The organism is Pseudomonas sp. GYB4201, from assembly GCF_056312595.1.
Genome location: NZ_JBWGIG010000011.1, coordinates 192,738 through 206,525 on the forward strand (window position 1 = coordinate 192,738; position 13,788 = coordinate 206,525).

A 13,788-nucleotide genomic window follows, 5' to 3' on the forward strand; every position below is an offset into this window, starting at 1 on the left:
TGGTGGCGGCCGGCACTACGCCAAATTCAACACAGTTTTCAAAAGGACACCCCAATGAGCAACGTCGACCACGCCGAAATCGCCAAGTTCGAAGCCCTGGCGCACCGCTGGTGGGACCGCGAGAGCGAGTTCAAGCCCCTGCACGACATCAACCCCATGCGCGTCAACTGGATTGACGAGCGCGCCAAGCTGTCCGGCAAGAAGGTCCTGGACGTAGGCTGCGGCGGCGGCATCCTCAGCGAGGCCATGGCCCTGCGCGGCGCCACCGTCACCGGCATCGACATGGGCGAGGCGCCACTGGCCGTGGCCCAGCTGCACCAGCTGGAGTCCGGCGTGCAGGTGGAATACCGGCAGATCACCGCCGAGGCCCTGGCCGAGGAAATGCCTGGCCAGTTCGACGTGGTCACCTGCCTGGAAATGCTCGAGCACGTGCCCGACCCGTCGTCGGTGATCCGCGCCTGCTACAAAATGGTCAAGCCGGGCGGCCAGGTGTTCTTCTCCACCATCAACCGCAACCCCAAGTCCTACCTGTTCGCCATCATCGGCGCCGAGTACATCCTCAAGCTGATGCCGCGCGGCACCCACGACTTCAAGAAATTCATCCGCCCTTCCGAGCTGGGCGCCTGGGCGCGCACGGCCGGCCTGTCGGTCAAGGACATCATCGGCCTGACCTACAACCCGCTGACCAAGCACTACAAGCTGGCCGCCGACGTCGACGTCAACTACATGGTCCAGACCCTGCGGGAGGAGTGATCGATGCGCTTGAGAGCGGTTCTCTTCGACATGGACGGCACCCTGCTGGACACGGCGCCGGACTTCATCGCCATCTGCCAGGCCATGCTCGCCGAGCGCAACCTGCCGGCCATCGATGAGCAGCTGATTCGCGACGTGGTGTCGGGCGGTGCCAAGGCCATGGTCTCGGCCACCTTCGCCCTGTCGCCCCAGGCGCCGGAGTTCGAGGCCCTGCGCCTGGAATTCCTGGAGCGCTACCAGGTGGGCTGCGCGGTGCACAGCCACCTCTACGAGGGCATGGCCGAGTTGCTGGACGACATCGAGAAAGCCGGCCTGCGCTGGGGCGTGGTCACCAACAAGCCGGTGCGCTTCGCCGAGCCGATCATGCAGCAGCTGGGCCTGGCCGAGCGCTCGGCGCTGCTGATCTGCCCGGACCACGTGACCAACAGCAAGCCCGACCCCGAGCCGCTGACCCTGGCGTGCAAGATGCTCGACCTGGACCCGGCCAGCGTGCTGTTCGTGGGCGACGACCTGCGCGACATCGAGTCGGGCCGCGACGCCGGCACCCGCACCGCAGCCGTGCGCTATGGCTATATTCACCCTCACGACAACCCCAGCCACTGGGGCGCCGACGTGGTGGTGGACCACCCGCTGGAACTGCGCAAGGTGCTCGACCAGGCCATGTGCAGCTGCTGACCGCCGGCCCACCACGCCCGTAGCCGCTGCCGCCAGGCTGCGCTGGCCCTATGCCCCGCTGGAGATCTACGGCGCACTTCAGGGCCAGCGCAGGCTTCGCCAGCGGCTACGGGGATGTGGCGGCCGCAAAGGAGAATTTTCATGTTCGACTACACCGCCCCACCCGCCCTGCTCAAGGACCGCATCATCCTGGTGACCGGTGCCGGCCGCGGCATCGGCGCCGCTGCCGCCCTCGCCTACGCCGCCCACGGTGCCACCGTGCTGCTGCTGGGCAAGACCGAAGCCAACCTGAGCGAGGTCTACGACCAGATCGAGGCCGCCGGCCACCCGCGCCCGGTGGTCATCCCCTTCAACCTGGAAACCGCCCTGCCACATCACTACGACGAGCTGGCAGTGATGATCGAGAACGAGTTCGGCCGCCTCGACGGGCTGCTGCACAACGCCTCCATCATCGGCCCGCGCACGCCCCTCGACCAACTGTCGGGCGAGCACTTCATGCGGGTGATGCACGTCAACGTCAACGCCACCTTCATGCTCACCAGCACGCTGCTGCCGCTGCTCAAGCTGTCGGCGGATGGTTCGATGGTGTTCACCTCCAGCAGCGTCGGGCGCAAGGGCCGGGCCTACTGGGGTGCGTACGGGGTGTCGAAATTCGCCACCGAAGGCCTGATGCAGACCCTGGCCGACGAGCTGGATGGCATGGGCACGTTGCGCGCCAACAGCATCAACCCGGGCGCCACACGCACCAGCATGCGTGCCCAGGCCTACCCGGCGGAAGCGCCGGAGAAAAACCCGCTGCCCGAGGCCATCATGCCGGTGTACCTGTACCTGATGGGCCCGGACAGCAAGGCCGTGAACGGCCAGGCGTTCAACGCCCAGTAATCACCCTCAGTGCTGGGCGGCCACGGCCGCCAGGCGTTCGCGGCGCACGCTGTGCTGCTCGCGCTCGAACGCCATGCAGCGCTCCAGGAAGTTGAACATGTAGTCGTAGCTGCGGCACACCGCGCGACGCAGCTCGGCCTGCAGCGCCTTGGTGGGGTTGTGGCCGGCCAGGGTGCAGATGATCTCCAGCGCTTCCCACGGGTGGGCGTCGTCGTACTGGGCGTGCATCTTCAGCCACTTCATGGCGCGCTTGCGGCCTTCCTCGGGGAACGAGTTGGCGTACACGTCGTTGGCGCAGACCACCGCCGACCATTCGCCGGTGGCACCCTCGATGGCGTAGTTGGTAGCGGCAATGCCGACGATCAGCGAGTCCGCCGACGTGGTCTGCCAGCACCAGTGGCTCAGCGACAGCAGCTCGGCAGGCACGTCCTGCGCCTGCAGATCTTCCAGGCTGACGCCATGGGCGTTGCACCAGTGCACCCAGTAATCGGCATGGTTGAGTTCCACGCGAATGTTGCGCATCAGCCAGCGGCGGGCCATGTCCTCGCCCGGGTGGCGGCCAAAGCGGGTCTTGGTTAGGCTCTGGGCCATGTACAGGGCAAACTGCTCCACCACCGGCCAGCCACCAATCAGGTACTGACGCATGGTCTTGGCGCTGAGGGTGGCATCGCGCATGGCGCGGTACAGCTCATGGTCCACCACGCGCCGCTTGCTTTCGCTGCAGTCACGAATCAGCTGTTGGGCCCAAAGCGGGTAACTGGTGGCTTCCATGAGGGGGCCAGTACGGACGAACGCCTCGATCACTTGTCAGATTCCTTCTTTATTGAGTGACGGTCACGGCTGCAGCATCAGCGAAAAGTCCCCGGCGCCTTGAACAACAAGGGGCGCGGGCGGACCTCGCGACGCTGCAGACTTTCGCAGGTGAATACCTGTGGACGTTCTATCAGATAACCCTGGGCATAATCTACCCCGATTTCCAGCAAAGCCTGCTCTATCAGCGGGGTTTCGACGAACTCGGCGATGGTTTCCTTGCCCATCACGTGGCCGATATGGTTGATCACCTCGACCATGGCGCGGTTGATCGGGTCGTCGAGCATGTCCTTGACGAAACTGCCGTCGATCTTGAGGAAGTCCACCGGCAGGTGCTTGAGGTAGGCGAACGAGGACATGCCGGCGCAGAAATCGTCCAGCGAGAAGCGGCAGCCCAGGCTCTTGAGCTCGTTGATGAAGCGGATGGCGCTGCCCAGGTTGGAAATCGCCGCGGTCTCGGTGATTTCGAAACAGATCAATTCCGGCGGAATGGCAAAGCGCTGGAACTGCTCGCGCAGGTACTCCAGGAACGCCTCGTCGCCGATGCTGGTGCCCGACAGGTTGATGGCGCAGATGGCCAGCGGCCCTTCCACCCCTTCACTCATGCACTGCTGGATGATCTTGAAGACGTTCTGCACCACCCAGCGATCCAGCGCCGTCATCAGGCCGTAGCGCTCGGCGGCGGGGATGAAGTTCTCCGGCATGATGATGCGCCCGCTTTCGTCGTGCAGGCGCAGCAGGATCTCCACGTGGCCGCCAGAGGCCGAAGTGCGGCCCAGGGCGGCGATTTCCTGGGCGTAGAGCACGAAGCGGTTCTCTTCCAGGGCCATGTGCAGGCGCTGCACCCAAGCCATCTCGCCGAAGCGCATGGACAGCTCGGTGTCGTCGGCGTGGTACACCTGCACGCGGTTGCGGCCCTTCTCCTTGGCCATGTAGCAGGCCATGTCGGCGGCGCGCAGGGAGGCTTCCAGGGTGGTGGGCAGTTGGGCAATGTGTACCAGGCCGATACTCACGGTGGTCACGAATGGCCGGCCCTTCCACACGAAGTGCAGGTTCTGCACGGTCTGGCGCAGGCTGTCGGCGATGCGCTCGGCGACATCGGCCGGGCAGTTTTCCAGGAGGATGCCGAACTCGTCGCCACCCAGGCGCGCCAGGGTGTCGCCGTCGCGCAGCCCCGACTGCAACAAAGTGCAGATATGCCGCAGCAGCTCGTCGCCAGCGGCATGGCCGCAGGTGTCGTTGACCAGCTTGAACTGATCCAGGTCGAGGAACATCAGCGAGTGGCGGCACTGGTTGCGGCCGACGTTGCCCAGCGCCTGCTCCAGGCGGAATTCGAACTCGCGGCGGTTGGCCAGGCCGGTCAGGGCGTCGTGGGTGGCCTGCCAGGACAGGTTGGCGATGTACTGCCGCTCCTGGGTCATGTCGTGCAGCACCAGCACGGTGCCGCTGATGCGCCCGTCGGTGCGGATGGGCGCGCCCACCAGGGTCACCGACACGGTGCTGCCGTCCAGGCGCTGGATCAGCTTGGCGTGCTCGCTGCCACCGGTCAGCTGGCCGCCGAGGATGTGCTCGATCAGGGTGAAGCTGTCTTTCTCGGCGTTTTCGTCGAGCAGGTTGAACAGCGAGGCCAGCGGCAGGCCGGCCGCCTGCTCGGCGTTCCAGTGGGTGAGCTGCTCGGCAGCCGGGTTCATGTAGGCGATGCAGCCCTCGAAGTCGGTGGCGATCACGCCATCGCCGATGGACGCCAGGGTCACCTGGGCACGCTCTTTCTCAAGCTCCAGGGCGGTGGCGAAGGCGCGTCGCTGCACCAGCAGCTTGTGGCTGCGCCACAGGGCCAGGGCGATGAGCAGCAGCGCGGTGCCGACGTTGACCAGCATCAACAGCCGCCAGAGGAACCGCGAGCCCTCCCCCAGCGCGTCGCTGAAGGCCTTGGCCGCCGGCGTGACGCCGTCGTTGATGGCCAAAATGCGGTCCTTCCAGCGCATGATGTCTTCTTCGCTGGCGCTGCCACTGCCGATGCCGGCGTGCATCTGTTGGGCCACCGAGTCCAGCTGCACCAGGTAGCTGTCGCCCACGGTCCAGCGCTCGATGGCGCGCTCCAGGTAGCTGAAATGGCGGAAATTGAGGTACAGCCAGATCAGGCTGGACACGTCGTCAGGGTGGTTGCCGCCCTGCAGGATGCCCTGGCGCGCCGCGACCAGGTCCGGGACGGGCTGGTCCAGGGCCACGCGCAGGTCATGGCTGCCCTGCGGCACGGCAATGGCAGCCTGGTACTTGCTGAAAATGCGTTCATCGCGGCTGTCGGCGTACAGGTTCAGGTAGTAGATGGCGTCTTTCTGGCCCTTGGACCACAGACTCTCGCCGGCCACATAGCCCCGCACGGCCGACAACGCGTATAGGCTGATGCACCCCAACAGTGCCTGAAACAATACGACTGCGATAAATGGCCAGACGATGCCTAATAATCTCGGCGTTTCGAGAGTCCGATTTTGCTTCATGAGGTCCCTTGCATCAGCAGAGCCAGACAACCATCCAGGAAAACTCCACTCACATCAGCTCAGCCTAGGCGAAAACTGCGCGTTCAGTGGGTTATCGATGATCAGGCATTACATTTCGTTCGAGGCGGCACTTTACAGGCCTATCCAAATGAATGGCTAGCGTTGTCTTTGGTACAAATGTACTCAAAACCGGACGTTTCAGACCTGTTGCAGGTGGCCGTACAGCCGCGCGTACAGCCCGCCATCGGCAATCAATTGCTGGTGATCGCCGTCCTCGGCCACTCTTCCGCCATCGAACACCAGCACCCGGTCGGCCTGTTTCACCGCCGACAAGCGATGGGCGATGATCAGCGTGGTGCGGCCGTTGAGGAAGCGCGCCATGGCCTGGTGCAGGTTGTACTCGGTGGCGGCGTCCAGCGCCGAGGTGGCCTCGTCGAGAATCACCACCTTGGGTTGCGCCAGAATCATCCGGGCAATCGCCAGGCGCTGCCGCTGGCCGCCGGAAAGGCGCACGCCAGAGCGCCCGACGATGCTGTCCAGGCCTTGCGGCAGCAGGCGGATGGCGGCGTCCAGCTGGGCGATCTCCAGGGCCTGCCAGCAGGCTTCGTCGCTGCGCTCGCGGCCCATGGTGAGGTTGGCGCGCACGGTGTCGTTGAACAGTGACGGGTGCTGCAGCACCACCGCGACATTTTCCCGCAGGGTGGTCAGGCCGATGTCCTGCTGGGTGCAACCGCCAAAGCGGATGACCCCGCTCTGCGGCGTGTACAGGCCCAGCAGCAGTTGCACCAGGGTGCTCTTGCCGCCGCCACTGGCGCCGACAATGGCCACTTTCTCGCCCGGGGCGATGGACAGGTCCAGGTGTTCCAGCACCTGGTCCTCGCCGTAGCCGAAGCTCAGGTCGCGCACCTCGATACCCACGGTGTCGCGGTTGCGGAACGGGTCGATGCCGCCGGGGTATTGCGGCTCGTCGGCGCGCGCCAGCAGTTCGTTGATGCGGGTCAGCGCGCCACCGGCGGCGTAGTAGGCGTATTGCAGGTTGAGCAGTTGTTCCACCGGGCTGATCATGAACCACAGGTAGCTGAACACCGCCAGCATCTGGCCGATGGACAGGTCGGAGAACAGCACGGTGAGCATGGCCACGGCGCGGAAGATATCGATGCCGAACTGGAACAGCAGGCCGCTGGCACGCCCCGAGGCGTCGCTTTTCCATTGCGAGGCCACGGCGTAGTCACGCACTTCACGGGCGCGTTGGCCCAGGCGACCGAGGAAGAAGCCCTGGCGGTTGCCGGCGCGCACCTCCTGGATGGCCTCCAGGGTTTCGGTCAGCGCCTGGGTGAAGCGTGCGGTGCTGTCGTTTTCCAGCTTCTTCAGGTGCTTGACGCGCTTGCCCAGCTGCACCGTGGCGAAGATCACCAACGGGTTGAAGCACAGGATCAGCAGCGCCAGCTTCCAGTTCATCCACATCAGGATGGTGGCGGTGCCCACCAGGGTGAGCATGGCCACCAGGAAACGGCTCAGGGTCTCGCCGACGAACTTGTCTAGGGTGTCCAGGTCGGTGACCAGGTGCGTGGTCACGGTGCCGCCGCCCAGGCTTTCGTATTCGCTGAGGGAGATGCGCTTGAGGCGTTCGATCAGGCGGATGCGCAGGCGGTAGACGATGTCCTTGGCCAGCCCAGCGAACAGCCTGGCCTGCACCACGTTGAACACCAGCGCCAGGCAGCGCAGGGCAAAGGTCACCAGCAACATCAGGCCGATGTAGCCGGCGGCCTTCTGCCAGGCGCCGGGCAGCACGTGGTTCATCACTTGCAGCGCGGTGTCGCCATGGCCCAGCAACACTTCGTCCACCAGCAACGGCAACAGCAGGGGAATGGGCACGCTGCACAGGGTGGCCAGCACGGCCACGCCATTGGCCAGCCACAGGGCTTTGCGGTGCCGCAGGGCCAATTGCCGAATGTGCGCCCAGCTCAGCCGGTCGGGGGTGACCGGCTCGGGCCGCAGGGGCAGTTCGGTCGGCCCGGGCAGGTCAAGCATGGGCAGCCCTTTCCAGCCAGCGGGCGAACAGCGGCGCCAGCTCGTCCAGCGGCTGGTAGCCGTTGGTCAGCAGGGCCATCTGGCCGCCGCGCTGGGCCAGCAAGGTAGGGAAACCGGCGATGTTGAGGTCGCGCACCCAGTTGAAGTCGGCCGCGGTGGCCGCCAGTTGCTCGGCGCTGTCGAAGGCGGCGGCGAACTCGATGCGCGGGATGCCGGCCGCCTCGGCCAGTTCCACCAGCACTGCCACCTGGGTCACGTCGCGGCCTTCGGCGTAGAAGGCGTGCTGGATCAGCTTGGCCATGGCCCAGGCCGCGCCTTCGTCGAGGCTGCGCACCGCCACCACCGCCCGGCAGGCCGGTTCGGTGTCGTAGACGAAGCCTTCGGGCAGCGCGCCGTCGAACTGGAACGGCTGGCCGGTGGCCTCGTGCACCGCGTGCCAGTGGTGCAGGATGCTGCTGCGCAGCGACGGTTCCAGCGCCGCGCCGCCCCCGGTGCGCAGGCCGCCCATTACCAGGTGCACGCCCACGCCAGCGGCCTGGGCTTGCTCGATCAGCGCCTGCGCCACGGGTGCGAAGCCCCAGCACCAGGAGCACATGGGGTCCATCACGTAGAGCAGGCGGTTTTGCATGGCGTCAGTCCTGGGCAGCGGCTTTACGGTAATTATGGCCTATCGGATGCGGAAGGTTGCGCGCCTTGGCCAATTCAATCTGCTTCTGGCGGTCGATGGCGCTCTTGCGGGTCTTCTCGCTCAGGCTGTCCCAGCAATGCGGGCAGCTGATGCCAGGCGCGTAGTGCTCGCTGGCACGGTCTTCGACGCTGATGGGCGTGCGGCAGGCGTGGCACTGGTCGTAGTCGCCCTCGGTGAGGTCGTGGCGCACGGTGACGCGGTTGTCGAACACGAAGCAGTCGCCCTGCCACTTGGACTCTTCCTGGGGCACTTCCTCCAGGTACTTGAGGATGCCGCCCTTGAGGTGGAACACCTCGCCGTAGCCTTCGCCCAGCATGTAGCTGGAGGCTTTTTCACAGCGGATGCCGCCGGTGCAGAACATGGCCACTTTCTTGTGCACCGCCGGGTCGAAGTTCGCCTTGATGTAGTCGGGGAACTCGCGGAACGAGGTGGTCTTGGGGTCGATGGCGCCTTCGAAGGTGCCGATGGCCACTTCGTAGTCGTTGCGGGTGTCGATCAGCAGCACTTCGGGGTCGTTGATCAGCGCGTTCCAGTCCTTTGGGTCGACGTAGGTGCCGACGCTGCGGTTGGGGTCCACGCCCGGCACGCCCAGGGTCACGATCTCTTTCTTGAGCTTGACCTTGGTGCGGTAGAACGGCTGCTCGTCGCAGTACGACTCTTTATGGTCGATGTCCACCAGGCGCGCGTCGCTGCGCAGCCAGGCCAGCAGGCCGTCGATGCCTTCGCGGGTGCCGGAGACCGTGCCGTTGATGCCTTCCTCGGCGATCAGCAGGGTGCCCTTGATGCCGTTGTCGACCATGGCATTGAGCAGGGGCTCACGCAGGTCAACGTAATCTTCCAGGGTGACGAACTTGTACAGTGCCGCCACGACAATGGCTTGTGTCATGGATGAAACTCCAGGTGGTTGCCCTCGTAAAGGGCGGACCGGGTTGATATTTGAATGTTCGTTAAACGACAGTGGGAGCGGGCTCTGCCCGCGAAGTGAACACCGCGTGATGCCTGAAGCACCTCGGTGTTTGCTTCGCGGGCAGAGCCCGCTCCCACAAGGCCCTCTCAATGGAGGGCTGCTACTTCTGCGCCAATTCTAGCAAAAAACTGGTCCAGGAAGTATTGCTCTGGATCAATGCCCGCCCGCGCAGGTGGGCGACGCCGGGGCGACGCCCAGCTGTGCCCATTCCTCGGGGGTGTAGGTGTGCTGGGCCAGGGCGTGGAACTGCCCCATCAGCTCACCCAGGGTGGCATAGACCATCTGCTGGCGCTTCACGCGCGACAGGCCGGCGAACTGGTCGGTGACCAGCACCACCTTGTAGTGGGTTTCCTGGCCGCGGCTGTGCATGTGACTCTCGTCGAGCACCTGCAAATGCGCCGGGTTCAGGGCCACCAGGGCCTGTTCAATGCGTTGCTGCATGGTCATGACGGGCCCCGCTTACGGCTTCTTGGCCGGTGCGGCTGGCGCGGCGGCCTTGGCCGGTGCCAGTTCGTTGGTCATGTCAGACAACAGCTTGTTGACCACCGGCACCGCGCTTTCCAGCTTCTGCTGGGTGAGCTGGGCGGACTGCTGGGTCACCGAAGGCATCTTCTCCAGCACTTTCTTGCCCAGTGGCGACTGGTAGAACTTGACCAGGTCACGCAGCTCTTGCTCGGTGAAGTTGTCGGTGTACAGCTTGACCATGTCCGGCTTCAGCTTCGGCCAGCCAATGGCCTGGTCCAGGGCGGCGTTGGCCTTGGCCTGGTAGGTTTCCAGCACGGCGCGCTTGGAGTCCGGGGCCTTGGTCTGTTCGAAACGCTGGGCAAACATCTGCTGCACCTGCATGTAGACCGGGGTCCCGAGCTTGTCGGCGTGCGCCATCATCAGGAACGATTCGGCACTGGCGTTGTGGCTGGCGGTGTCGGCGAAGACCTGGCCGCTGGCGCAGACCAGAGCAACCGCGGTACAGATGGCACGAAGACGGGTCATCGAGTTTCCTTAAGTTAGCAGGCGAGGTAGTACCCCGGAATCGAACATTCTGCGCCCAAGCAAGCCTGTGGCTCAACCCCGGGCGCACGGTCGGCAGATGAAACCTGATGGAACCGCAACGGCGATCCGCAGCCTAAACTGCCAATCACACCGTTAAGGAGGACCGTCGCATGAGCCGAACAGAAACTGACAGCCTGGGCCCCATCGAAGTTCCCGACGAGGCCTACTGGGGGGCCCAGACCCAGCGCTCGCTGATCAACTTCGCCATCGGCGACCAGCGCATGCCCCTGGCGGTGCTGCATGCCCTGGCGCTGATCAAGAAGGCCGCGGCGCGGGTCAATGACCGCAACGGCGACCTGCCGGCCGACATCGCCCGGCTGATCGAACAGGCGGCCGACGAAGTGCTGGGCGGCGAGCACGACGACCAGTTCCCCCTGGTGGTGTGGCAGACCGGCAGCGGCACCCAGAGCAACATGAACGTCAACGAGGTGATCGCCGGGCGCGCCAACGAGCTGGCCGGCAAGGGCCGCGGCGGCAAGGCGCCAGTGCACCCGAACGACCACGTCAACCGTTCGCAGAGTTCAAACGACTGCTTCCCCACGGCCATGAGCATCGCCGCTGCCCAGGCGGTGAACCAGGACCTGCTGCCGGCCATCGCTGAGCTGTCGGCGGGCCTGGCAGAGCTGGCGGCGCGGCACATGCACCTGGTCAAGACCGGGCGCACGCACATGATGGACGCCACGCCCATCACCTTCGGCCAGGAGCTGTCGGCCTACGTGGCGCAACTCGATTACGCCCAGCGCGCCATTCGCGCAGCGCTGCCGGCGGTGTGCGAACTGGCCCAGGGCGGCACCGCGGTAGGCACCGGCTTGAACGCGCCCCACGGCTTTTCCGAGGCCATCGCCGCCGAGCTGGCGGCACTGTCGGGGCTGCCATTCATCACCGCGCCAAACAAATTCGCCGCCCTGGCCGGCCACGAGCCGCTGACCACCCTGGCTGGCGCCCTGAAGACCCTGGCGGTGGCCCTGATGAAACTGGCCAACGACCTGCGCCTGCTGGGCTCCGGCCCCCGCGCAGGCATCGCCGAGGTGAAATTGCCGGCCAACGAGCCGGGCAGCTCGATCATGCCCGGCAAGGTCAACCCCACCCAGTGCGAGGCGCTGTCGATGCTGGCCTGCCAGGTGCTGGGCAACGACGTGGCCATCGGCTTTGCCGCCAGCCAAGGGCACCTGCAGTTGAACGTGTACAAGCCGGTGATCATCCACAACCTGCTGCAATCCATCCGCCTGCTGGCCGACGGCTGCAGCAACTTCCAGGCGCACTGTATCGCCGGGCTGGAGCCCGACCCGGTGCAGATGGCCGACCACCTGGAACGCGGGCTGATGCTGGTAACCGCGCTGAACCCGCACATCGGCTACGACAAGGCCGCGCAGATCGCCAAGAAGGCCTACGCCGAGAACCTCACCCTGCGCCAGGCGGCGCTGGACCTGGGCTACCTCACCGATGCCGAGTTCGACCAGTGGGTGCGCCCGGAAAACATGCTCGAATCAGGGAAAAACGGCTGACAGCGCTCCGCCTGGCACACCGCGGCGCCCGTGACGCGGCCTGATGGCCGCTGCTACGGGGGTGACGGGTGGTAGCTATGCTGGCGGGGGGAAATGGATAAGATGAAGGCAACCAGCCTGGGGGAATTTCCATGTACGGCAAGCGTGCGCAAGACCCGGTACCCACGGTGCATTACCGCAGTGACCGGGTGATCATGGTCAACGGCGAGTTTTTCTTCACCACCCGGGAAAACACCCAGGAAGGCCCCTACCCTACCCGCGAGCTGGCGGCGCAGGAGACCGAGGCCTATATCCAGCGCATGCAGCGCCAAGGCTGAAGGCTTACAGCGCCTCGAACAGCCCCGCCGCGCCCATGCCGCCGCCCACGCACATGGTCACCACGCCGTAGCGCAGCTTCTGCCGCTGCAGTTCACGCACGATATGCCCCACCTGCCGCGAGCCGGTCATGCCGAACGGGTGGCCGATGGCGATGGAGCCGCCGTTGACGTTGTACCTGGCGTTGTCGATCTCCAGGCGGTCCCGGCAGTACAGGCACTGGGAGGCAAACGCCTCGTTCAGCTCCCACAGGTCCACGTCCTGCAAGCTCACACCCGCCGCCTTCAGCAGCTTGGGCACGGCGAACACCGGGCCAATACCCATCTCGTCCGGCTCGCAGCCGGCCACGGTAAACCCGCGGAAGATAGCGCGCGGCTTCAGGCCCAGGGCCTGGGCACGTTCCAGGCTCATGACCAGGGTCATGGAGGCGCCATCCGACAGTTGCGAGGCGTTGCCGGCGGTCACCGAACCGTCCTCGCTGAACGCCGGCTTCAGGCTGGCCAGGCTTTCCAGGGTGGTGTCGGGGCGGTTGCAGTCGTCGCGATCGACCACGCCGTCCAGCCACTTCTGTTCACCGCTGGCCTTGTCCTCCACCAGGTAGCGGGTGTGCATGGCCACGATCTCGTCGTCGAAGCGGCCATCGGCCTGGGCCTGGGCGGTGCGTTGCTGGCTCTGCAGAGCGTAGGCGTCCTGGGCCTGGCGGCTGACCTGGTAACGCTTGGCCACCACCTCGGCGGTCAGGCCCATGGGCATGTAGATGCCCGGCGAGCTTTCCTGCAGGGTGGGGTTGAGCAGGCGGTCCTGATTGACGCTGCGCAGGGTCAGGCTGATGGACTCCACGCCGCCGGCGACGATGATGTCGCTGAAGCCCGAGGCAATCTGGTTGGCCGCGATGGCGATGGCCTGCAGGCCCGAGGAGCAGAACCGGTTGAGGGTCATGCCAGCGGTGCCGGTGCCCAGTTTCGACAGCACCGCCACGTTGCGGCCAATGTTGAAGCCCTGGGCGCCCTCGTTGGACGCCGCCCCCACGATACAGTCCTCGACGCTGGCCGGGTCGATACCGTTGCGCGACAGCAGCGCGTTGACGCAATGAGCCGCCATGTCATCGGGGCGGGTCTGGTTGAACTTGCCGCGAAAGGACTTGGCCAGGCCGGTCCGCACGCTGTCGACGATCACCACTTCACGCATGCCACACCTCGTTGTTGTCGTTGTCGGGAATGAGAACCAGCATAGGTGCGGAGTGGCGCTGCCGCGACGATAATCGAGGCGCCTGATGCCGCGCCATCGCGAAGGTTTTGCGGGGCAGATGATCTGCCGTTGATCGGCTGTTGATCTGCTTGTGATCTGGCTTGTGATCTGGCTTTTGATCTTGATCTTGATCTTGCTTTTGATCTTGGCCCCGTTAAGCGCCCGGGCCGACTGGAGGCGTCGATCAACGGGCTGCCCGAAGGGCCGAGGCCGCAGGCCGAAGAGACGGTAACCCGCAGGCTTCTATAGCGGGTGCCGTCTGCCCGTTGAGCGGCGCCGGAAGGAGGGGACCCGTAGCGCAGCGGAGGGCCCAAGCAGGGGCAAGCCCTTTTTGGTGACTTTTTGGGGCGACTGCCAAAAAGTTAC

Annotated in this window: 13 protein-coding genes; 5 read left to right on the forward strand and 8 right to left on the reverse strand. The window is 65.3% G+C overall.

Annotated elements, in window-relative coordinates; all coding sequences use genetic code 11:
• The first annotated feature begins 54 nt into the window (after positions 1 to 54).
• From ubiG to AC0Z2B_RS13355, 3 genes are all read left to right on the forward strand, one after another.
• A complete protein-coding gene (gene ubiG / locus AC0Z2B_RS13345; protein WP_416423012.1) occupies positions 55 to 753 on the forward strand; it encodes a bifunctional 2-polyprenyl-6-hydroxyphenol methylase/3-demethylubiquinol 3-O-methyltransferase UbiG in 699 nt (232 codons plus the stop codon).
• Positions 754 to 756: 3 nt separating this feature from the next.
• Positions 757 to 1,428 carry an N-acetylmuramic acid 6-phosphate phosphatase MupP gene (mupP, locus tag AC0Z2B_RS13350; RefSeq protein ID WP_416423011.1) on the forward strand — a complete coding sequence of 224 codons (672 nt, stop codon included), beginning with the start codon at positions 757 to 759 and terminating at the stop codon, positions 1,426 to 1,428.
• A 141-nt stretch (positions 1,429 to 1,569) separates the two neighbouring features.
• Entirely contained in the window at positions 1,570 to 2,310 is a 741-nt protein-coding gene (locus AC0Z2B_RS13355) for a YciK family oxidoreductase (protein WP_476297178.1), read from the forward strand.
• A 6-nt stretch (positions 2,311 to 2,316) separates the two neighbouring features.
• On the opposite strand, the gene AC0Z2B_RS13360 is transcribed toward AC0Z2B_RS13355, so the two are convergent.
• The 7 genes from AC0Z2B_RS13360 to AC0Z2B_RS13390 all read right to left on the reverse strand — a co-directional run bounded on the left by AC0Z2B_RS13360 (position 2,317) and on the right by AC0Z2B_RS13390 (position 10,294).
• Complete coding sequence (locus AC0Z2B_RS13360) at positions 2,317 to 3,114, reverse strand: TenA family transcriptional regulator (RefSeq protein ID WP_416423009.1); 798 nt, start codon at positions 3,112 to 3,114, stop codon at positions 2,317 to 2,319.
• A 44-nt stretch (positions 3,115 to 3,158) separates the two neighbouring features.
• The gene (locus tag AC0Z2B_RS13365) at positions 3,159 to 5,618 is read right to left on the reverse strand and encodes an EAL domain-containing protein (RefSeq protein WP_416423008.1); all 2,460 of its coding nucleotides are present in this window, start codon (positions 5,616 to 5,618) and stop codon (positions 3,159 to 3,161) included.
• A gap of 198 nt (positions 5,619 to 5,816) precedes the next feature.
• The gene (locus AC0Z2B_RS13370; RefSeq protein WP_476297180.1) at positions 5,817 to 7,649 is read right to left on the reverse strand and encodes an ABC transporter ATP-binding protein; all 1,833 of its coding nucleotides are present in this window, start codon (positions 7,647 to 7,649) and stop codon (positions 5,817 to 5,819) included.
• Complete coding sequence (locus tag AC0Z2B_RS13375; RefSeq protein WP_416423006.1) at positions 7,642 to 8,277, reverse strand: DsbA family protein; 636 nt, start codon at positions 8,275 to 8,277, stop codon at positions 7,642 to 7,644. The genes AC0Z2B_RS13370 and AC0Z2B_RS13375 overlap by 8 nt, the downstream gene beginning before the upstream one ends.
• A gap of 4 nt (positions 8,278 to 8,281) precedes the next feature.
• Complete coding sequence (gene trhO / locus AC0Z2B_RS13380) at positions 8,282 to 9,223, reverse strand: oxygen-dependent tRNA uridine(34) hydroxylase TrhO (RefSeq protein WP_416423005.1); 942 nt, start codon at positions 9,221 to 9,223, stop codon at positions 8,282 to 8,284.
• A 234-nt stretch (positions 9,224 to 9,457) separates the two neighbouring features.
• Positions 9,458 to 9,751 (reverse strand): BolA family protein, encoded by a 294-nt coding sequence (locus AC0Z2B_RS13385; protein ID WP_476297183.1) that lies wholly within the window; start codon positions 9,749 to 9,751, stop codon positions 9,458 to 9,460.
• A gap of 12 nt (positions 9,752 to 9,763) precedes the next feature.
• Positions 9,764 to 10,294 (reverse strand): DUF2059 domain-containing protein, encoded by a 531-nt coding sequence (locus tag AC0Z2B_RS13390; protein ID WP_476297185.1) that lies wholly within the window; start codon positions 10,292 to 10,294, stop codon positions 9,764 to 9,766.
• Positions 10,295 to 10,464: 170 nt separating this feature from the next.
• Here AC0Z2B_RS13390 and AC0Z2B_RS13395 point away from each other — a divergent pair, with 170 nt between their 5' ends.
• Together AC0Z2B_RS13395 and AC0Z2B_RS13400 are read left to right on the forward strand one after the other, a co-directional pair.
• Positions 10,465 to 11,859 carry a class II fumarate hydratase gene (locus tag AC0Z2B_RS13395; protein ID WP_476297187.1) on the forward strand — a complete coding sequence of 465 codons (1,395 nt, stop codon included), beginning with the start codon at positions 10,465 to 10,467 and terminating at the stop codon, positions 11,857 to 11,859.
• Between the two features lie 131 nt (positions 11,860 to 11,990).
• Entirely contained in the window at positions 11,991 to 12,176 is a 186-nt protein-coding gene (locus tag AC0Z2B_RS13400) for a DUF6316 family protein (RefSeq protein WP_416423001.1), read from the forward strand.
• 4 nt (positions 12,177 to 12,180) lie between these two features.
• On the opposite strand, the gene AC0Z2B_RS13405 is transcribed toward AC0Z2B_RS13400, so the two are convergent.
• Positions 12,181 to 13,362: a thiolase family protein gene (locus tag AC0Z2B_RS13405; protein WP_476297189.1), complete on the reverse strand. Its 1,182-nt coding sequence runs from the start codon at positions 13,360 to 13,362 to the stop codon at positions 12,181 to 12,183.
• Positions 13,363 to 13,788 lie beyond the last annotated feature (426 nt).

What these genes read in the sequence shown, in the direction of transcription:
- ubiG (WP_416423012.1), top strand. Translation starts at nt 55, where the DNA reads ATGAGCAACGTCGACCACGCCGAAATCGCCAAGTTCGAAGCCCTGGCG.
- mupP (WP_416423011.1), top strand. Translation starts at nt 757, where the DNA reads ATGCGCTTGAGAGCGGTTCTCTTCGACATGGACGGCACCCTGCTGGAC.
- AC0Z2B_RS13355 (WP_476297178.1), top strand. Translation starts at nt 1,570, where the DNA reads ATGTTCGACTACACCGCCCCACCCGCCCTGCTCAAGGACCGCATCATC.
- AC0Z2B_RS13365 (WP_416423008.1), bottom strand. Translation starts at nt 5,618, where the DNA reads ATGAAGCAAAATCGGACTCTCGAAACGCCGAGATTATTAGGCATCGTC.
- AC0Z2B_RS13370 (WP_476297180.1), bottom strand. Translation starts at nt 7,649, where the DNA reads ATGCTTGACCTGCCCGGGCCGACCGAACTGCCCCTGCGGCCCGAGCCG.
- AC0Z2B_RS13375 (WP_416423006.1), bottom strand. Translation starts at nt 8,277, where the DNA reads ATGCAAAACCGCCTGCTCTACGTGATGGACCCCATGTGCTCCTGGTGC.
- trhO (WP_416423005.1), bottom strand. Translation starts at nt 9,223, where the DNA reads ATGACACAAGCCATTGTCGTGGCGGCACTGTACAAGTTCGTCACCCTG.
- AC0Z2B_RS13385 (WP_476297183.1), bottom strand. Translation starts at nt 9,751, where the DNA reads ATGACCATGCAGCAACGCATTGAACAGGCCCTGGTGGCCCTGAACCCG.
- AC0Z2B_RS13390 (WP_476297185.1), bottom strand. Translation starts at nt 10,294, where the DNA reads ATGACCCGTCTTCGTGCCATCTGTACCGCGGTTGCTCTGGTCTGCGCC.
- AC0Z2B_RS13395 (WP_476297187.1), top strand. Translation starts at nt 10,465, where the DNA reads ATGAGCCGAACAGAAACTGACAGCCTGGGCCCCATCGAAGTTCCCGAC.
- AC0Z2B_RS13400 (WP_416423001.1), top strand. Translation starts at nt 11,991, where the DNA reads ATGTACGGCAAGCGTGCGCAAGACCCGGTACCCACGGTGCATTACCGC.
- AC0Z2B_RS13405 (WP_476297189.1), bottom strand. Translation starts at nt 13,362, where the DNA reads ATGCGTGAAGTGGTGATCGTCGACAGCGTGCGGACCGGCCTGGCCAAG.